The sequence below is a fragment of the Virgibacillus sp. 6R genome (assembly GCF_001895305.1).
Lineage (GTDB): Bacteria > Bacillota > Bacilli > Bacillales > Amphibacillaceae > Virgibacillus > Virgibacillus pantothenticus.
Genome location: NZ_CP017762.1, coordinates 3,535,440 through 3,555,522, shown reverse-complemented (window position 1 = coordinate 3,555,522; position 20,083 = coordinate 3,535,440). Strand labels below are relative to the sequence as shown.

The following is a 20,083-nucleotide window of genomic DNA, read 5'->3' as shown; positions in this document are numbered from 1 at the left end:
AAGTGGGAGTCTTACAGCGCCTTACATACGGGATAAACAGTCTCAATCTCATGGATCAGGAAAGGGAGCGGCTTACTCCTAAGAGTTATTTCTTATTTTGTCTGTATAAATCCATAGATTTGTACCCTTGGGATAGAACGTCTAGCATCTGTCGATGACGTTTATCGCGCGTCTTTTGTTGTTTGGCAGAAAATATAAAACGTGCCCAATCTTTTTGATATCCAGGTGTTAAACTTTTGAAAAATTTTAATTCATTAGGATGATCTGTTAGCAATAATTCCACATCTCCAACATGCTTCTCATAATCGGCTACGCACTGACTTGTAGCAGTAGTTTTTGTTGCTTTCTTTTTTTCACGTTTTAACCCAACAACAGTGAATACTTCATCCATACTTACCATACGTGCAAATTTAATATCACTATTACGTATGTAACCATCGTCATCTACTTCCATTGCAGGAAATATTTCATCTCTATGGACAAACGTTTCATAACGGGTATTACCTTTTTTAGGGTATGCGAAAAAAATATAGCCCTTTTCCTGTAAGAGCTGGTTATCATCAAGGAATCTTTGAATATACAAAACCATTTCATTAAGCGTTTCTACAAAAATAAAGACAGCGTCATGATTTTTGGAAAGCGTGGTCTGTTGCTCAGTAAAAATGTCATAATCTGTTGGTTGGTTAATGATATACATATTTGTATATTTTTGCAAGTTTAATTTATCTATGATGGACACTTGGTTACACTCCTTTTTATACCTTGTTTCTTATAGGTGTGATTTAATAAACAACTTATTTTAACTTTATGTTATTATTTACAGAAAGACAAACCTTTATTTTTCATATTAAATTAAAACGTTGGTGCGAACCTGAAGTGCACATAAAAACCCTAGGGGATTCGCACCAAAATTTCTTTGTATTTTTCAAGAATTTGACATAAAATAGAAGTTATAATCGTATTTTTATATAATAGACGGAATAAGGCATATAAAAAATAATTTTTCTGTAAATATTTAGGTGTAAATCACTGTCGCACCTTGTATAGGTGCGTGGATTGAAATGTTTTCTTTAATATATTTTTTAACCCACAACCGGAGTCGCACCTTGTTGAGCACGCATTCATGTTTATTTTTAGTTAGGAAATGTCTGTACTATGTTAAATGCTTGCTACCTGATGCAAATCTCTGCCAAAATATCATATCTTCTTCATCCAACTTATATTTCTTGAGCAATTTTCATAAATAATTGGATTAAAGGTGATCGATCTTCATTATTCCAAGCAATACTAGAATTCAGTGTTTCAGTACAATGATTTATTGGAACAAAAGCAACATCTTCTCGTCTAAAATAATTCAACATTTCTGGTAAAATAGCTACCCCCATATTCGCTGCAACCAATGGAATTACTGTTTGTAACTCATACGTTTTTTTACGTATTCGGGGACTAAAACCAGCGTTTTGTAAAATGGAAATAACTTTATCGTAATATACAGACCCTATCTCACGCGGCGTCATAATAAATAATTCTTCCCTTAAATCAAATAAATCAATCCCCTCACTGCTATTCGCCAGATGGTGATTAACAGGTAATACCACATTAAATGGATAATGTCGAACCACCCTCGATTCAATATTTTTATGCTTAATAGGACCAGGTAAAATACCAATTTGTATACCTTTTTTTTCTAATGCTGCTATTTGTTCTTTCGTTGACATTTGTTCTAGATGAATCTCTACATTTGGAAACCTTTCTTCATAGATCTTTAACAACTTTGTTAATGTTACATAATCTGGTCCAAATCCTATCTTTATAACCCCTAGCTTTCCTTTGTCAACAAGTCTTGTTTCTTTAATGGCATTACTCAAATGCCCATTAATTTTTACAACCTCTTTATAAAAATATTGTCCAGCCTCTGTTAATGTTACTTTTCTACTTGTTCGTTGAAATAATTTGACTCCCAAATGGTCTTCTAGCTTTATTATTTGCTGACTTAAAGGTGGTTGCGTCATCCCTAACTTTGCAGCAGCTTTCCCAAAATTTAACTCTTCTGCAACAGCTATAAAATACATTAGTTGTCTTATTTCCATTTTTACCTCCACTAATATGTTTTTCGACTTAATTGTTAATAAAAATCGAATTGGATATATACATAAATTTAACTTAGAATTAGATATTAAAGATAACAATTACTTCTGAATATTACAATCATTTCATTGAAGGAAGGTGGTATTATTGGAACTAGAATTTAATCCCCATTTACTCTGGTATGTAATTGGATATGGAATATTTATGATTATTTTGGGGGTAATTTATTCTAAAAAAGTATCCAATAGTGATGACTTCATTCTTGCTGGAAAGTCATTAGGACCTATTGTCTTAATGGGAACTTTACTTGCTACTTGGGTCGGAAGTGGCACAGTTACTGGTGGACCGAATTCAATTGCATACTCACATGGCATATGGCCAGGCATAGGTTATGTAACCCCTTCTTTGATAGGAATCATGCTATTAATGGCTATATCAGCAAAAATTAGAAACTATGGGAAATATACTATTTCTCAAGTCTTGAATATGAAATACGGTCCAGTTGCTAGTTTCATTTCAACTATCGTCATTATACTGGCGTATGTAGGGATTGTCTCTTATCAATTTAAGGGTGTTGGATTTATTTTGCATGTTTCTACTGGTATATCTGTGGAAACTGGAACGATCCTCGGTGCTGCCATTATTATATTTCTTGCAACCATAGGAGGACTAATGTCAGTTGCCCCTACAGACGCATTTAGTGCGTTTTTGATACTTATCGGATTAATTATTGCCGTCCCACTGGTTATATCAGTCAGCGGTGGATGGAGTAATATAGCAGCAGAAATGCCTAGTGAGCGTTTTAATTTACTTGGGAACCTTACACCATTACAACTATTAGGATTTTACGTCCCAGCACTTTTTCTATTACTAGGGGATCAAAATATGTACCAAAGGATTTCAGCTTCAAATAGTAACAGAACAACCAAAATTGGAACCATTGGTTGGATTATTGGAATGCTGATTGCAACGCCTATTGTTGCACTTATCGCATTTAGTGCTAAAACTATTTTCCCTGACATTGACCCAGGTATGGCCTTAATTGCTACTACTCTAGTTATTCCATCATTTATTGGCGGACTATTAATTGCAGCTGTAACAGCATTTATAGTAACAACGGGAAATTCTTATCTTCTTTCTGCTGCAACAAATATTACCTTTGACATTTATGGGGCGTATATTAACAAACATGCAAGCGATAAACAAAAACTAATGTTTATGAAAATGTTAATACCGATTTTAGGAGTAATTGCTTTTTTACTTACTTCTTTTTTTCCTTCTGTGTTAGCAATACAAATGTATTCCTATACAGTTTACGGAGCAGGAATAACCCCAGCATTGTTAGCGATATTTCTATGGCCAAAAGTAACCAAACAAGCTGGAATTAGTTCAATGGTTCTTGGTGTCATATCAACGCTTATCTGGGAATTTTCTGGAAACCCATTGGGAATAAACAGTTCTTTAATTTCCATTCCAATTGCAATTCTTACTTTACTAATAGTGACCGTTTTTACAAAGCAAAAGACAATCACTTATTGAAACTGATGATAAAGATTTCTTTCGATATTAGAACGTAATAGACTTTTTCTTTTAGAATGAAAGAAATGGGAAAAATCCTGCTGAATGAAGTTTTTACTTTATTTTAACTAATAGAGGTAGAACAAAAGTAAGGATAAACTCTTAAGTTCCCTTGACACTCCTCAATCGACAACTTATCAACCTGAACGAATTGGACATTTAAGTGCCGTTATCTCTCACTCAGACTTTAATTCTTAAACAGGAGTTAAGGCACATTTCACGCTGGATAAATAAACATAAAGAAAGGAAGATGACTATGTACGACCAAAGATTAAATAGTTTTAGAGAGGATTTTTCTAATTTAGAAGTTGATGCGGCTATTATCTTTAATTTTGAAAATCAATTTTATTTTACTGGTTTGAAAGCGATCACTTATTCAAGACCGATTATATTAGGAATTGGTGAAGAGAAAACACATTTCATTATACCTTCCTTAGAAGAACAGCATGCCAAGGCAAAAACGAATGTAGATAACTATTACATATATCATGAAACAAAAATGTATTCCAAAAACAACGAAAACTATTTAGACTACTTTTCACAACTTTTGCAGCAATTTCCAGCTCATGCAAGAATAGGGATAGAATTCTCCACATTACCAGTAATTCTTAGGGACATGATAGTAAATAAAGGATTTTCATTAGTAAACATTGATCAATATATTACTAAAATGAGATTTGTTAAGGACAACCAAGAGTTAAATAGCATACGTGAAGCAGGTAAGCTAGTGAGTTTAGCTTTAAAAGAATCATTAAACCATGCACGTCAAGGAATTACAGAAATTGAACTAGACCAATTTGGAAATACGGTACTGTTTAAAGAAGTAGCAAAAAAGCATCCACATTCTACTTTAGACTATTTTGTAATGTCTCCATCTGGTATAGCAAGGACCAATATGCCTCATGTTTTTTCTAACACAAGGCTATTAAAAAAACCCGACATTATTATTCATAGTAGACAAGTAGCTATTAATGGATACAGAGCCGAGTGCGAGCGAACATTTTTTATCGGCGAGCCGACTACTGAGCAAAAAGCTGTATTTTCTATTGCTATAAAAGCCCAAAATGAAGTATTAAACCAAATAAAAGTTGGTATGAAGGCGTCTGAAGTTAATGAAGTTGCTCGTGTTATCATTTCCGAAGCAGGCTTGGAAGAATACATGAACCATCGAACAGGGCATGGCATAGGCATTGGCCTTCACGAAGAACCTTCCCTTCGTTTTGATAATGAACTCTCCTTGAAGGAAGGTATGGTTTTTTGCGTAGAACCAGGCATTTATGTACCTGAGGTTGGGGGATTCCGCCATTCAGATACTGTCATTCTAACAAATAATGGCGCAGAACTTATTACAGAGTACCCTAGAAATATAGAACATCTAATATTTTAGCTTTTAGGCATTTATTAATAACGAAAAGTTACTTTAAACTTACACTTTTGTATGAAAAAACAACTCTATTTTATCTAACTCATTTATTTTAGACAGTATTTTAAGAATCTAAACATTAAAGCAAAAGTTTTTTCATGATAGATGGTGGCTCGCGCTCTAGGCGAGCCATGGTGGTTTCTTATAGTACAAAAGAAAAAAACCTTTGAGCTATCGCTCAACCGAAATTCATCTCCCCCTTACCGTTGGGCTATGCGCTTCACACGCTTAAAGAGGGGGAGACTTCTTTCGGAGGACCGTTAAAACAACCCTTTGCCGGGGCTTTTTTGTTCCCAATCATAAAAGTTCCCTGGTCAAACTTGGTGTTCCTAATAGTATGAGTAATAACTTCATAATGGATGTTCTGCTTTCATTATTGATCGTATTATTGCATCATCTACCCAAGCAATAATAGATGCTCCTTTCCCATTCCTAATCCGTCATGTGAAAAAGTATTGTCTTCTTGATTTAATACGAATTCATCCTGGTTCGTACACATCAACTGGTCCATTTCCTTTGTTCGATTCTTTTCAGTTAACCATGCATATATAAACCTAGGCATTCTTCCAAAAGATATTCTTCTATTATCCTCTGTACCATATGGTTTTATTTCTCCAGAATCATCCATATAGTATTAATCCATAATACGACTAAATTCATCTGCCACTAATTTGTTCCGAGTCTGTTTGCTCATCCCCAAAAATTAATGCAATACGAGCAATAATTCAACACCCGGGCTAAGATCAGCTTTTTTTCAACATATCTCTACCCCGCTCGATTCTTAAAGCGATTTGTTTTATCCCACTGAATGGTTTCTTTTTTTATAAACCTTTTCCATAAATAAATAACTGCACTTCGCCCCAGTAGAAGCACAAATAATTGCGCATACGTAAAATACATAATAATCGCGACGATTACTTTTATCGGTGATACATCTTGATCGACTACCATCACCCCGATTAATTGTGAAGTATAGACAATATAACTCATAAACCAGAGCATCAGTATTGGAGTAGTATACTTTGGTTCAAACCAGCCTAATAAACCTCCAATAAAACATATGTGTGAAAATAGCAATAGTAACGCAAAAAACAGATAAACGGTTATATGCTGCATCGATTGATGAAATGCTTTTTTTCGCCAAAACTTAAGAGAAGTAAACACTTTCTCAAGCAAATAAATGTTTCCAATCATCCATCTAGTACGTTGTTTTATAAATGTTTTTAGCGTTTCTGGTTCCTGTTCCCATGTCTTTGACTCCGCTTCAACCGGCAATAAGTAACCTGCTGCAGTTAATCGAATAGTCAATTCAGCATCCTCTGCCAATGCATACATATCATACCCACCAATTTGTTCAATAATGTGGCGTTTTAGCAACATATTCGTACCAGCTAAAGAACCAATTTTAAACAGCTGCCATCTACCACATTGCATTAACAGTTGGAACACTTGAAACTCTAAAGCAATCATTTGTGTTAATAAATTTTTGTATGCATTTTTCGTTTTCACATAGCCAACAGCCCCCGCCGCATGTGGCGTTGATTCGGCTTTCTCTACTAACAAACGCACAGCATCAGGCTCTGGTTCGTTATCGGCATCATATACTAAAAAATATGTTGATCGGATCAAGGAAAGCCCATAATTGAGCACTCTCGATTTTCCTTTAGGCTCACCTGGTGGTACTGGGATGTAGTGAATTTTGCTAAATATTTTCTGAAAGTCTTTTCCAATGTGAGCGGTATTATCTGTTGAATTGTCGTCTAATAGATATATATTCAAATCGCCAGGATATTCCAATTGACTCATTGCATGTAACGTATTTTGAATAACGATTTCCTCATTATGTGCAGGTATTAGTATAGAAACGGATGGATACGATTGAAGCCTAGATCCTTGTTTTTGTTTCTTTACCCGAAAGTAAACACCCGCTAGCATTAACATGGAATAAAATAGTAACAATCCCCAAAAGAATGCCATGATTACAATTAATATTATATTCACAAGCTGATCTCCCTCTCACGTAACAAAGAATCTAATGTCTCTTTAAGATTTTCCGTTTCATACATTTCTATATGATAAGGAAGGGAAAGAAAGTTAATATTCTCTTTCATTGTTTTGATGATACGATTAATTACGATTTTACGACCCATTTCATCTGTTCCTTGAAGAAAAATGAAGACACTTTCTTCGGTTGGTGATGTAACGAGATCAAACTTCGATCTAACTGTTTGAAGGCAGGCTTTAATAAACTCTTGGCGCAAAGAAGCTTGTACCGCTAAAGGTATATCTTTTTTCATTGTAAAAAGTAACAATTGACCTTTTTCCCCACGACGGCGCATACCCGTTTCAATAAGAAGTCCACGCTCTTTAAATTCTTGTAGTGATAAAGCTTTTGTTTGTGCATCGTATTTTTCCAGAAGCTGCAAGCGTACTTGCAGTTCTTGCAGCTTCTGCTTAAGCGAATTTAAATCATGGATCATAAGCCAGCTTAACAATAAAGAAATTGTCAATAGTACATGTGCTAAAATATATTGATATTGTCCCTGATCATGTATTTGCTGATTAAAAGCATATATGGTTAAAGCAAAACCATAAACAAGAATAGTCGTTAATAAAATAAAGAAATTAAAACTGGTTCTAAAGCCAGTCATTATGAACAATACTACTAGAATAATGCTGATTTGAACAAAAAATAAGATAGGGGGGAATATTAATTGAACACCGACAGAAAGAGCCCAACAAGCCATAAGTATATATAATCGTTCATTATTCAAATTGTGATCACTCCTAATGTCAAAATAGAGCTGTACTATATTTGGATTCCAAGCAGTATAATGTTTGTGCATTTACCTTTCACATAAGCAACGATTGCAATGGTAATATTCAAAAACAAAACCTCAAATAAAAAAACAATGACCAGAAACCTAAGTTTAAGGCAATATATATTAAGTAGGATTTCCGGTACCTATTATCTACTGTAGATAAGTTTACAGAGCCTTATAATATCATACTACAAAATAGATTTTACAGGCATTTATACCTAAAAATATTTGGTAAATTTTACCTATATCTCTTACAACACACTGCTACTTACCTCTCTTTTACCTAGGTAAGCTTCTTCACACTTTTATTCTATTATTTATTCTGATAAGGAGAATTACCATTCATGGTTCAATATAAATAAAATAGATATAATTGAAGGTTTTATGTAGCATTGGTAGTAGTTCCTGGATGAAGCAAGGATATGTTTGTGAGGTATGGTAAAACATTCTGTTAAACGAAAGAAAGCCCACATCTTATAAAGTGAACTGCGCCCTGTCAAGTAGACAGTGAAAAAATAAAAAATTATGCCACAGCCTGGTGCCGGTATTCTAATGGTGCTAGGCTGTTTAATCTCTTTTGGTATCGTTCCTCATTATAGAATGTAATGTACTTATCAATATCTTTTTCTAGCGCCTCAAAGTTCTTGTAATTCTTTAAGTCATAGCTTTCACATTTAAAATGACCAAAGAAGCTTTCAATTGGTGCGTTATCAATACAATTGCCTACACGTGACATACTGCGTTTCATCCCAGCTTCTGTCGTAAGATAACGATATTCCTTTGATGTGTATTGTGAACCACGATCGCTGTGAATTAAAGGGGTTGCGTCAGGATTTGCCTCTATCGCTTCTTTTAGCGTGTTTATAACCAAAGGATTGTCATTATAGCGCCCAACCTGATAGGCGACAATCGAACCGTCATAAAGGTCCTTAATGGCACTTAAATAAGCCTTGTTACCAAAGCCATACGTCACATGCGTGATATCCGTTACCCACTTCTCATTCGGCTTCCCCGCAGTAAATTCACGATTCAAAATGTTTTCTTCAATATTGATATAGCTTGTCTTCGTGGAATAGCCATTGGAGCGACGAATATGCGATTTTAAGCCCATTTGAATCATGAAGCGTCGAATTCTTTTCTCGTCATATTGCTTCTTATATTTGCGATTGATCGCCATGGTTATTCGACGATAGCGAAGTTACCGTTATACTTTCCGAATTCCTCTTTCACTTTTTTCATGAGCCATTCATTTTCCCTTTGTCGTTCTGTAGGTTTATGTTTCAACCATTTATAGTACCCAGATCGGGATACATCTAAAATGTCACAGAGTAATAGAATGGGTATTGTTGTCTCCTTGTGGTAGTCATGAATCGCTTGAAATTTAGCTAGATGTTTACCTAGTCGCGCTGTCCCATCCCCCTTTCGATTTCCTTCAACTTTTTTAATAAGCCATTCTCCGCCTCTAAATACTGATTACGGTGTTCCAGTTCTTTAATACGAAGTTGTAATTTCTCTTCTTCGGTAAGGCTAGCCTTTGATTCTAGCGTTTTTCCACGACGATCCTGAAGACCCTGTTTCCCATCTTTTTCATATTTACGTATCCAGCTATATACTTGTTGATAAGAAACGTTATACTTTTTAGCCGCCTCATGATAATTGCGTTCGTTAGCAAACGTATATTGGACAATTTCAATGCGTTCTTGAAGTGTGGTTTTACGCCCTTTTGTCATGGTTTCTCTTCCTTTACTAGTAGATTTTATCTCTTTCCCACTAGTATACTGGTTTATCCATTGACGTAAAACCGAATTAGATGAAATATTAAACTTCTCACAAGTCATTCTCAGACTGCCTTCTCCATTTAGATAAAATTCAACAGCTTCCCTTTTCAGTTCGCTGGAATACTTCTTCCATGTCCTCGCTTCCTTTAAACCATCCACCCCATCTGCTTCGTATTTACGCACCCATAAGTTAATCGTAGTACGGTCAACAGAGTATTCTTTAGCAATCGTACTGACAGACGCCATCCCTCAATCACACGTAATACCGCCTCGATTCTTTCATCTAACGTATGTTTACTTCTTCTTTTAGACATAGAAAATGCCCCCAATATAGTAGTAGAAAGTTTTTATTATTTCTCTGTCTACCATATTGGGAGCATATCAAAGTATGTGAGCGTATTTTGATCTTATCTTTATATTTTTCCCTTACTCTGAGGTCAAATAAAGTTTGAACTCGCTCTTGTTATCCACATTCTTTTAAAATACATATTCCATACTCCTCAAGCTCTCTATGGATCACACGGCTATCCGCTATTCCCTGACAATAGCTATACTCGAGAAAAACTGCATACATACTATTCCATGCTGCTTCTAACTCGATAAGTAAGCGCTTTTGTTCCGGTGTGTTTAATTCAGCTTGCAACTGCTTAAAAATCTTTTCGACATGGTCTTCTTCTGATTTTAAGCTTGAGTTTTTTAAAGCTTTATTATAAGCAACCTGATGTATTCGCTCGACAAAAATAATGTTATTAAATGCTTTACGTAAAATATCGGTTTTGTGCTTATCCGTTTCAGCTTCGTTCGTAAACGCATATTCTTCTTGTTCATCATAGAGAATTTCTTCTGCTGGATTCATATGAAACTTTTCATAGAACCCATTCCATTCATTTACTATCGGCCACTCAAAAGAAACTGAACATGTCGACAAACAACTTACTTCCATTTTACTTCCCTCCATAATGATTATCGTTCCAATTTCAGCCTGCTCCAACTAATTACCATTTAGATATGTTCATTCTCATTTTTAGTTCTACCTCTACCAGTTATTCCATAATGGTTTGGGCACTAAAACTTTCTATTTCACCTCACTATTTTCAAATTTTCTTAAAATTTATTATACATAAATACTAACATATGTTCGGTTTTTTTGCACGTTTGAACTTGTGAAATAACATTTGTTTAAAAATTGTGGTAAAAGCAAATCGGATATAAATAATAAAGAGCTAAAAGAACCGCACGTACATTTATTGAGTACAATACAAATGAGGTGATGGTGGTATGCAGAGAGCAAATAGAGCACGTAAATTAAATTATTTTTCTGAGAAATCGCACTATATTTACAAAAGGCAAAGAAATGTCTATTAAAACAGCACCGCGCTTGGCTAGGGAAAATTCTTTTCAAGGACGTTTCGCTCGTAGCCTTTGTTCTACTTTGCTAAGTAAATAGGGGATGGAGAACCTCTACTCATTGAAGTTTCACTTAAATACAGCTTAAATTGTAATTTGTAAAAAATGAACAGAATAGTTTTCAAATAAATTACAGTACATTGGATTAAAACTCTCACTTTGAGCTTTTACAAAATAAAAGCATTCCAATGAAAGACGAAACGGACCACACCCCAAATAAGAATATGGACCGAACCTATTTAGTAACCCTATATCTTTACTATTTATTTATTAAAAAGCTCTTCTTCTAAACTAGGTTAATGCGCGACAACAAATCTGCTAAAAAAATACGTATACCTCGTTCTGTTGCTATGAATACTTTAATGTTGTATATCAATAACTAACCGAGACGAATACTCTGGTATTTCATAATTAACCCTTACCTTTTTTAAATGAAAGTCTGCAACCAAGGTTTCATCCTCTTCTTTCAAATACTCAATAAATGATAGTACAGGGCTATTATTGACTTCAATTGTGCCGCCTTCTTGTTTTAGCTCCCCAGAAATATTGCCATATGAGATTTGTACTTTTAATACGTTTGTTTCTTCAACTATTTTGTAGTCATCAATCCCTATGTTCAGATCAAATACAACTCTTGTATAATTGGAATGAACACCATATCTTATATTGTTTACATATCTTGAGGAAACCACGACTTTTCTATTTGCTTTGTAATCACGATAAGTTGCGATTAATTGCGCTTTTCCCTCTTTTACAGCATGGAATGTACCATTTTCCACATAACCAATATCGTTAGTAACAGTCCAATCAATTAAATTAGGATCAATTTCTAATTTTTTCCCATGTTTATCATATCCTTTAACCGTTAATGTAGTATTTTGACCTGGAGAAGCTGTCAAATCTAATGGTAAAATTCCCAACACTCCTTTTGGTCTGTATGGTTTAGATCCAACTGGAAATGGCGGGTACATTAAATACTTATTTCGAACGTCTTTCATCCACTCATTCAATTCGTCTTGCCAAGAAGCAATAATTTTATTAACCTCCATGTTCTTCATGATCATCTCAGGGACGTCTGTATCCCCGATTAAATTGGTGTAACTTTCCGTCATCTCAAACTTATCAGGGTTCTGGTCTCTCATCGCATCCACCAAATTTAATCCTAAAGCAACAAGATCAACTTTTTCGGGATAAATCAGATGGACTTGTACACCAGCCACCAGCTCACCTTCATATTTTCCAAACATGGGTGTAAAATATGCCGATCTAAATTTCACGCCGGCAATACCACGGTTTCTCATTTCTTTTGCTAAAGCTTCACTATCAATCCATGGAGCACCTACTAATTCAAACGGTCTAGTGGTGCCAAGTCCTATAGACAATGACGTGTCATCTAATAATTCTGTTCCCGTATATAAATAAGCTGTCTTTTCAGTCGGTATATTCGGAGATGTCATCACCCACGGAAGTCCAGTATCGGAAAAATACACATTTCTTTTCCACCCCTTTAATTTAGCTATTTTTAGATCTACTCCCATACTATATTCATGGTTCCACATTACAGCCAATTCACCAACTGTCATGCCATGTCTGACAGGAAGCAAAAATCTGCCCATAAAACTAACAGCATCTTTCGAACGTACCGGCCCCTCGACCCTTGTACCACCAATAGGATTTGGTCTGTCTAGCACGATCAGTTGTTTATCATGTTCTGCTGCTGCCTCCATTGCAAAACCAAGCGTGTAAATATAAGTATAAACATTGGAACCTATATCCTGAATATCAAATAATAAAACATCTACATCCTCGAGCATCTCTTTCGTAGGTTTCCAGGTAGATCCATATAAGCTATATACAGGTAAACCCGTTTTTTTATCGATATACGACTCCACATATTCTCCTGCTTCACGATCCCCGCGTATGCCGTGTTCCGGACCATATAATGCTGTTAAATTTACTTCAGGATGGTTATACAATAGATCAATGCTGCTCTCCAAATCACTTGAAACCCCAGTATGATTCGTAATCAATCCAACTCGTTTATCTTGAATCCACTCTAAATGACCATCTAAAAGAACCTCCATACCTAGCATCACCTTTTTTATTCCCCCTTGTCTTCCATATTTTTTCATTAGATATAGTATCTAATGAAGACCTTCCCTAAGCGACAAACCGATGAGGCCTTATCGTAGGACGCATTTCTAAAGTCGCATCGTTGCAGGGCGCTTGCGCCGGACGTGGCTTCGATTATTTCGTTAACCCCAAGCACCTCATTTTATGCTTTCTTATCTTTCAAAAAATACCATCATTGTTCTTATATAAACATCCTTACACTATTTTTTCTAGCTTCAACTACCATCAATCATCCGGGTCATTAAATAGTCTACTTTTTTGCTTATCTCACTCTGTTTACAATATATTTCTATCATTTCTCCTACTAGGCTTTTTTCTGATATAACTGACATTAGATGATCCTGTGCATGAATGAGTAATACAGATAAATTTTCTAACCCCCCTTGAGTGTCTTCTTGAATAAGTTTAGTCTGTAATTTGTGCGCCTCTAATAATTCATCAGAAACATGTTTCATTGTAGATTCAATTTGACTAAATTCTGCCTCCCGGGCATGATTTAACGCCTCATATAAATGTTTTTTTGCATTACTTGCACGTAAAATGATATTCATGGATACATTTTCAATGTCCATCTGCTATTCCTCCATAATGAATTAATTCTATAGCCTGTTTTCCTATATATTCTTTAATCTTTTTATTAGCTATTACATCTATTTCTTCATTCTTCTACTGTTATAGTTACCAGTTTTATATAAGCAAGAATCAATAAAGTGAATCTTCAATCAGTGGGTGTTTTTATTCGTCCCTGCTGATTATTAGTACCGTAATGGTATGACCTAAAGTCCTTTACGAGATAGGGCATTTAGGTGCTGTTATCTCCCACTTAGGTTTGTCGTAGTACAGATTTATCCAACTCCTGAAGTGGGAGTCTTACAGCACCTTATATGCGGGATAAACTCTGGGTGGCACATGATTTCTACAGATAGAATATTGTGGTAGCCCTCAATGGACATATTTTCCTTCCCATAAAATGCCGCATAAAAATAGTTAGGACTAACTATTCTGTGCTTAAACTTTGTTTCCTTAAACATCCTAACTGGTAAGTTGTGTTTTTCTGCAGCTTCTATAACAACATCCAATCACTGCGGAATATACAGATGCGTATGGTGTTGACTATCCAGATGTATTACATCACCAAACCATTTATATAGAAATCAAGTTGCGCCTCTAGCTCATTTTTCAAAACCTCCCTTTTAGTAGATTTAATTAATGTGTCCCCCTTTCAAAAAATATCCAGAACGATGCGTTAAACTGCTTTGAGATGAAAAAAACAGGTCGGCCTGCATCAAATACTAGACACAAGCCTATTCCCAAATTAAGGTATTTTTTTCTAAACCTTTCTTGGCAAATGGCAGATTAACCATTGCAGTCGTACTTGATACTACACCATATGGATGAGCATAAATTAAATTCATATGTTACCCAGTTGTAAGACCAAAATCATCTGCATTGATTATCACTTTTCTTGTATTATCATCTATAAAAGTACCTTTTAATCTTCTTTCGTAGGGGCTACTGACTCATTTGCCTGTTCTTCTTCCAAGAGCTTTTTATCGTACAAACGGAAAAATGGATAATAAATAAACATGGCTACGATTATATTAATCGTCATTAATACACCACCGCGCCAATCACCTGTGGTTAATATTCCCGAAAATGGTGGCGGAGTAGTCCAAGGAACAATTACATATGGTTCTCCTACCAAGCCAATTGACATAGAAAAATAAGTGATCAGCCCTACTGCTAATGGTGCAAGTATAAAGGGGATAAATAATAATGGGTTCATCACAATTGGTGCTCCGAATACAATTGGTTCACTTATATTAAAGAAACTGGCCCAAATAGACCCTCGACCCAGACCTTTCAAATGTCTCGAACGTGCTCTCCAAACAAATAATATGGTTAATGCAAGCGCCATGCCAGAACCACCAACTGTCACCCAAATTGCCATAAATGGCTGACCGATAATATATGGTAGTTCTTCACCAGCTTGCTGTGCGGCTACGTTTTGTTCCGTCAAACTATACCAGATTGGAGCCATTACGCTTGCTACAACTGAAATCCCGTGAATTCCAAAAGACCACAATAAATGAATGAGAATAATGGCAATAATTGCCCCCCACAAGCTTGCTCCCATAGCCTCTAAAGGTTGCCTTAAAATAGCGGCGACAACTCCATGTAACGATAGATCAAAAGCATTTCGCAACAATAAATCTACTCCCCAGACAATGAAAATAATGACTGCTCCAGGAATAAGCGCTGTAAATGCACGCCATACAGATGGAGGAACTCCTTCAGGCATACGGATAATAATATTTCTATTTTCAAAAAAACGAAATACTTCGACTGTAAAAATCGCCAATACGATCGCAATAAATAAACCTTCACTTCCCATTAAATTCAAAGGAATATTTCCATCTTCTGTAAGTGGTGTAGCTACAAAAAAGGTAGCTACACTAAGCACACCAGCCGATAGCTCATCCATACCATAGCTCTTCGCAAGACTATATGCGATTGAAAAAACTGCAACCAAACCCAACAATCCAAAGGTGGCATTTACAGGAATACTCAACGTAGATGTATAAGGTTTCATAAATTCAGCCCAAGATTCTACAGGCGGAGATGAAATAATCAGAAAGATACTTCCAATAATTAATAGTGGCATTGTTGCGATAATCCCATCTCGAACCGCCTTCAAATGACGTTGTTCAGCCATTTTTCCAGCAACTGGCATAAAGTAACGTTCCATAAGCGCATTAAAACGATTCACAATATACCCTCCTCATAGTCATTTTTTTAAATGGAGTGCTTGCTCCAGCACTTCTTCACCATCCGTTGATCCATATGCTCGCATATCAATAATAGCGATTGGAACATTTTCTTCTTCCGCTTTTTTAAACAGTTCCTTCTTCTTATAGCGAATTTGCGGACCTAAAAGTATGACATCAGAACTTTTTAGCTGCTTATCGATATCATCTACCGAATGGGCTTCAATTTTCACATCAATCCCTCTGCGATCAGCTGCTTTCTTCATTCTTTCCACTAAAAGACTTGTACTCATTCCCAATGCGCAAAGCAGTGTTATCTTCATGTATGTTTTCCCCCTTAAAGATCGAATTGTGGTAGAAACCTCTTGTTCACGATAAACATTTCTTCTAAGATAGCTTTTGCCCGTTCAGCAGATGGAATAAGTGGATGTAATGTTAATGCTTGATGAGCAATACCTTTGTCTCCTTTCACAGCCGCCTCTACAGTAAGTTCTTCGTATGCTTTAACATTTTGTAAAAGCCCTCTAACCTGTGGTGATACCTCCCCAACTTGTAGAGGGGTAACCTGATGCCGTTCCACAACACAATTTACTTCTATACAAGTGTCATTAGGCAAGCAGGCAATCGTTCCATTATTACGAATATTCAATGTATGCATGTCTTTTGTATTCAATTGGATAGACTTAATTAAATTGACAGCCGCCTCTGAGTAGTATGCTCCTCCCCTTTGTTCTAAAGCTTTTGGTTTCTCGTTTAAATCTGGATTTTGATAAATTTCAAATAGCTCTTGCTCCATTTTTTGCACTTGATCAGCACGGGTTTCATTTCGCTCCAACTGCTCCAATTGTTCTTGTAAAATTCGATCAGACTGATAGTAATATTTATGATAGCCACAAGGAATAGCACCCAAAGATTTCAAAAACTCCAAATCCCATCCGAATGCAGGAATATTCTTTGCCTCATAACTATCCGACCAACCAGTGAAAACGTCATTAATTCTTGATTCACCCTTAATAAATAGGTCTGTTATCCAAATCAAATGATTAATACCTACGAAATTGATACTTACATCGTTCATAGAGACGTTATAGGTGGCAGCAAATTTTTTATAATAATTAATTGGATTATTACATAAGCCAATAACTTTTACATTGCAATGTTTTAGGACTGCTTCTGTAACCACACCTGCAGGATTCGTAAAATTCAGCAACCAGGTATTTGGAGCAAGTTGTTCAATATCGTTGCAAATATCAAGGATAACTGGTATTGTACGTAATGCTTTCATAAACCCTCCCGCTCCAGTTGTTTCCTGACCGATTACTCCATGCTTAATAGAGATATATTCATCATAACGACGCATTTTAAGTTGCCCTACTCTAATTTGGGTAATAATGTAATCTGCGCCTTTTATTGCTTCTCGCTTATCTAAAGTGGCAACAATTCTAATCGAACATTCAGCTTTTTGAATCATACGTTTGGCTAATCCTTCTATAATGGACAACTTCTGCTGTCCTGCTTCTACATCTACTAACCAAACTTCTGCTACGCGTAAGAGTTCCTGATTGAAAATAATTCCTTCAAGTAGTTCTGGTGTATAGGAAGAACCCCCTCCAATCACCGTTATTTTTATTCCATTCATACCATCATCCTTTCTCACATTAGTTTCAAATCTTCTTTCAACTTTTATCCTATTTTGAAAACGCATACATTTCGAGATTAGTTTTTACCGTTAGCAACGGTAAAAACTAAAACTCATGCTTCGTAATATTTTCTTTCATTAACTAGTTAGTTGAGATCGATAGATTCTATACTTCTAACGCTCCCAACTAGTTTAAGCGAAACTTCAGTTAGTAGAACTTTTTTCTAGCGCCTTCCTACTAACCGAAACGATTGAATGCTAGTCAGACAGTTAAGCAGCTGTTGTTTCTTACCTTAATTTATTTGTTCCGCTTTCCAGTTCTAGGTGAAAGAATTAAGAAACATACTATACTAAAACTTATCAAACGCAAAAGGAGCAAAAGAATAGCTATCGAATCTTTTGCTCCCATTTATCGGATCTCATTTCTCTAACTTCTCTTTGATTTCCGAATATGTCTTACATTCTAGTATTTGAAAGACTTTTTGTTTATTATCAATAAATTGAACAAGAGATTGAAACATAGGCTGTAAGTCTTCCTTCTTATCTTTATTAACGTTTAGTAATATTACCAGCTGAACTAGCTTGTCCCCCCAATTTATCGGCTTTTGTAACGTGAGTATGGATAGAAAGGTAGCGTTTGTTCCTGGTTGCAGCGGATGAGGTACTGCAACTAAATTACCAAAGCTTGTAGGTGCATAATGCTCTCTTTCTAATACAGATTGTGTGTAACTTGTATCCGCTTTCCCTTTTTCTATTAAATGACTTGTTAAAAAACAAATAGCTGATTCTGGTGTCTGAAAGTCACATTGTAAAAATGTATACTCTGGAAAAATATATTCGTTTATGTCTGTATTCTTATACTCTAGCATTTGTTCAATTTTTGAAACATCTATCGTACCAAGAATAGCGCTTATATGTATAACTGGTACTGGCAACTTATTTTTAATCGGAATCGTACTCATTATAAAATCCAAATTTTCCAGCTTATGTTGTGTTAAGTTGTAATATTCGGTTGTTCCAATAATATGAAGCTTCTTACCAAATATATTCGTTAGCTTATGTAAAAGTAACTGTGAGCTCCCTAAGCCTGTAGCGCAAACGATTAAGCATCGTTTCCTTTCGCGGTCAGAGCGCTTTGCTTTCTCTAAAGCTGCTTCGATATGAAGAGCAATATACCCCACTTCACATTCGTTGAATTGAATAGCAAATCGCTCATTTATTATATTTGCTCCAAACAGTGCTGCTTCAAATGAAAGAGGATAGTTCATTTTAATTTCCTCTAACATTGGATTACGAATATTCATCTGGTAGTGACATCGGCTAATAGCAGGTTTTAAGTGCAGGCATAGGTTTCTCAAAAACTCTTTGTCTTCCGTTAAATTTAAATCATACTCTTTATCAACTAGCTGTATAACCTCATTTGCAAGCTGGTAAATTTCCTTATCCACAACAGTCTGAAGGTCTAATGTATTATCTAAAGTAGAAGTCAACTTCGTCCCTTTTAAGTGAATAGTTAGATAAGCTATTTCTGTTTTTGGGAAAACGACTTCTAAACTGTGTTCAATTTCCGTTATTATGGTTTTTGCCACGTCATATTCTTTTTCACCTCTTAGTATGTGAAAATCTTTTTTCACAAATTCTACTGTTTTATTTTCTAGTATCCGCCTATAAGCGATAGCAAGATGAATGATTAAATTTTCTAAACTAACGTCAGAAATCGTGATGTTATTTTTCCTTATGTTTTTAAGAATAGAATTTCTAATTAAATTCAGCTCTTGCGGCATCAAAATATTCACCCATTGTTTCCTTGTGAGCAATGGCTGTTGATTAAAAATGTATTCCGAAATACAAAAGCGAATGAATGTTTCTTCTCCATACACTTTCATTCCATAATTGGGTTTGTGTTCAATCGATAAACCATAATGCTGCAATATTTCGCGAACAATTTTCAAATCACTTTGTAAAGTAGATCTACTGATAAATAATTCTGCAAGTAAATCTTCCATTTTTATATATTCGGTACATAGTAATAACTTTTCTATTATGTAGTTAACTCTTTCCCCTGATTCAACCGGAATCATGGAATAAGCTTTATTTGCATAATCTTGGAATAATTGATTAAAATTTTCTCTGTTTTTCACCTTTAAAACGTATCCCCTACCACGAACGGGCTCAATATAAATACTGTAATCCTGTAACAGTGAATTCAATTCCTTTATGTCCGTTCTTACCGTCTTTGGACTCACATTGATCTCAGTAGCAAGTTGAGCACTTGTGAAGAATTCATCTTCTGCACTATCAAGTAACTTTATTATGGCATACTGTCGAGAATTCATAAGCCCACCTCAATCATATATGATATAAAACTTTCATGTTCATTATAACATGTGCAGATATGAAGGAGTTTGTATATATATTCACAATGAATTTTTAACGTGTATACAAAA

14 protein-coding genes and 1 pseudogene are annotated in these 20,083 nt (G+C 35.4%); 2 read left to right on the top strand and 13 right to left on the bottom strand.

What is annotated here, in order from left to right:
• Positions 1–85: 85 nt before the first annotated feature.
• Both BKP57_RS16200 and BKP57_RS16195 read right to left on the bottom strand, forming a co-directional pair.
• On the bottom strand, positions 86–739 hold the full coding sequence (locus BKP57_RS16200) for a YdeI/OmpD-associated family protein (RefSeq protein WP_050351976.1): 654 nt from the start codon (positions 737–739) through the stop codon (positions 86–88).
• 478 nt (positions 740–1,217) lie between these two features.
• Positions 1,218–2,090 (bottom strand): LysR family transcriptional regulator, encoded by an 873-nt coding sequence (locus tag BKP57_RS16195; protein WP_050351975.1) that lies wholly within the window; start codon positions 2,088–2,090, stop codon positions 1,218–1,220.
• 145 nt (positions 2,091–2,235) lie between these two features.
• Between BKP57_RS16195 and BKP57_RS16190 the strand changes: the two genes are divergently transcribed.
• Positions 2,236–3,627, top strand: a complete 1,392-nt coding sequence (locus BKP57_RS16190; protein ID WP_072741977.1) for a sodium:solute symporter family protein — start codon at positions 2,236–2,238, stop codon at positions 3,625–3,627.
• 295 nt (positions 3,628–3,922) lie between these two features.
• The gene (locus BKP57_RS16185; RefSeq protein ID WP_050351973.1) at positions 3,923–5,053 is read left to right on the top strand and encodes a M24 family metallopeptidase; all 1,131 of its coding nucleotides are present in this window, start codon (positions 3,923–3,925) and stop codon (positions 5,051–5,053) included.
• A 433-nt stretch (positions 5,054–5,486) separates the two neighbouring features.
• On the opposite strand, the gene BKP57_RS16180 is transcribed toward BKP57_RS16185, so the two are convergent.
• The 11 genes and pseudogenes from BKP57_RS16180 to BKP57_RS16125 all read right to left on the bottom strand — a co-directional run bounded on the left by BKP57_RS16180 (position 5,487) and on the right by BKP57_RS16125 (position 19,972).
• A complete protein-coding gene (locus tag BKP57_RS16180; protein ID WP_050351972.1) occupies positions 5,487–5,717 on the bottom strand; it encodes a hypothetical protein in 231 nt (76 codons plus the stop codon).
• A 137-nt stretch (positions 5,718–5,854) separates the two neighbouring features.
• Positions 5,855–7,090, bottom strand: a complete 1,236-nt coding sequence (locus BKP57_RS16175; protein ID WP_156875360.1) for a glycosyltransferase family 2 protein — start codon at positions 7,088–7,090, stop codon at positions 5,855–5,857.
• A complete protein-coding gene (locus tag BKP57_RS16170) occupies positions 7,087–7,863 on the bottom strand; it encodes a hypothetical protein (RefSeq protein ID WP_072741976.1) in 777 nt (258 codons plus the stop codon). The genes BKP57_RS16175 and BKP57_RS16170 overlap by 4 nt, the downstream gene beginning before the upstream one ends.
• Positions 7,864–8,434: 571 nt before the next feature.
• Positions 8,435–10,003: pseudogene (locus BKP57_RS21765) on the bottom strand (IS3 family transposase).
• A gap of 149 nt (positions 10,004–10,152) precedes the next feature.
• Entirely contained in the window at positions 10,153–10,632 is a 480-nt protein-coding gene (locus BKP57_RS16155; RefSeq protein WP_072741975.1) for a hypothetical protein, read from the bottom strand.
• An 823-nt stretch (positions 10,633–11,455) separates the two neighbouring features.
• Positions 11,456–13,228, bottom strand: coding sequence for an exo-beta-N-acetylmuramidase NamZ family protein (locus BKP57_RS16150; protein ID WP_083547303.1), 1,773 nt, complete (start codon positions 13,226–13,228; stop codon positions 11,456–11,458).
• A 216-nt stretch (positions 13,229–13,444) separates the two neighbouring features.
• On the bottom strand, positions 13,445–13,801 hold the full coding sequence (locus tag BKP57_RS16145; RefSeq protein WP_072741973.1) for a PTS lactose/cellobiose transporter subunit IIA: 357 nt from the start codon (positions 13,799–13,801) through the stop codon (positions 13,445–13,447).
• 920 nt (positions 13,802–14,721) lie between these two features.
• Entirely contained in the window at positions 14,722–15,999 is a 1,278-nt protein-coding gene (gene celB, locus BKP57_RS16140) for a PTS cellobiose transporter subunit IIC (protein ID WP_232231200.1), read from the bottom strand.
• An 18-nt stretch (positions 16,000–16,017) separates the two neighbouring features.
• A complete protein-coding gene (locus BKP57_RS16135) occupies positions 16,018–16,320 on the bottom strand; it encodes a PTS sugar transporter subunit IIB (protein WP_050351964.1) in 303 nt (100 codons plus the stop codon).
• 14 nt (positions 16,321–16,334) lie between these two features.
• Complete coding sequence (locus tag BKP57_RS16130) at positions 16,335–17,636, bottom strand: 6-phospho-beta-glucosidase (protein WP_072741972.1); 1,302 nt, start codon at positions 17,634–17,636, stop codon at positions 16,335–16,337.
• Between the two features lie 419 nt (positions 17,637–18,055).
• Positions 18,056–19,972: a BglG family transcription antiterminator gene (locus tag BKP57_RS16125; RefSeq protein ID WP_050351962.1), complete on the bottom strand. Its 1,917-nt coding sequence runs from the start codon at positions 19,970–19,972 to the stop codon at positions 18,056–18,058.
• Positions 19,973–20,083 lie beyond the last annotated feature (111 nt).

Coding starts and splice junctions, on each gene's coding strand:
- BKP57_RS16145 (WP_072741973.1), bottom strand. CDS start 13,801: ATGGACATTGAAAATGTATCCATGAATATCATTTTACGTGCAAGTAAT.
- BKP57_RS16125 (WP_050351962.1), bottom strand. CDS start 19,972: ATGAATTCTCGACAGTATGCCATAATAAAGTTACTTGATAGTGCAGAA.
- BKP57_RS16185 (WP_050351973.1), top strand. CDS start 3,923: ATGTACGACCAAAGATTAAATAGTTTTAGAGAGGATTTTTCTAATTTA.
- BKP57_RS16180 (WP_050351972.1), bottom strand. CDS start 5,717: ATGGATGATTCTGGAGAAATAAAACCATATGGTACAGAGGATAATAGA.
- BKP57_RS16135 (WP_050351964.1), bottom strand. CDS start 16,320: ATGAAGATAACACTGCTTTGCGCATTGGGAATGAGTACAAGTCTTTTA.
- BKP57_RS16150 (WP_083547303.1), bottom strand. CDS start 13,228: ATGAAAAAATATGGAAGACAAGGGGGAATAAAAAAGGTGATGCTAGGT.
- BKP57_RS16195 (WP_050351975.1), bottom strand. CDS start 2,090: ATGGAAATAAGACAACTAATGTATTTTATAGCTGTTGCAGAAGAGTTA.
- BKP57_RS16130 (WP_072741972.1), bottom strand. CDS start 17,636: ATGAATGGAATAAAAATAACGGTGATTGGAGGGGGTTCTTCCTATACA.
- BKP57_RS16155 (WP_072741975.1), bottom strand. CDS start 10,632: ATGGAAGTAAGTTGTTTGTCGACATGTTCAGTTTCTTTTGAGTGGCCG.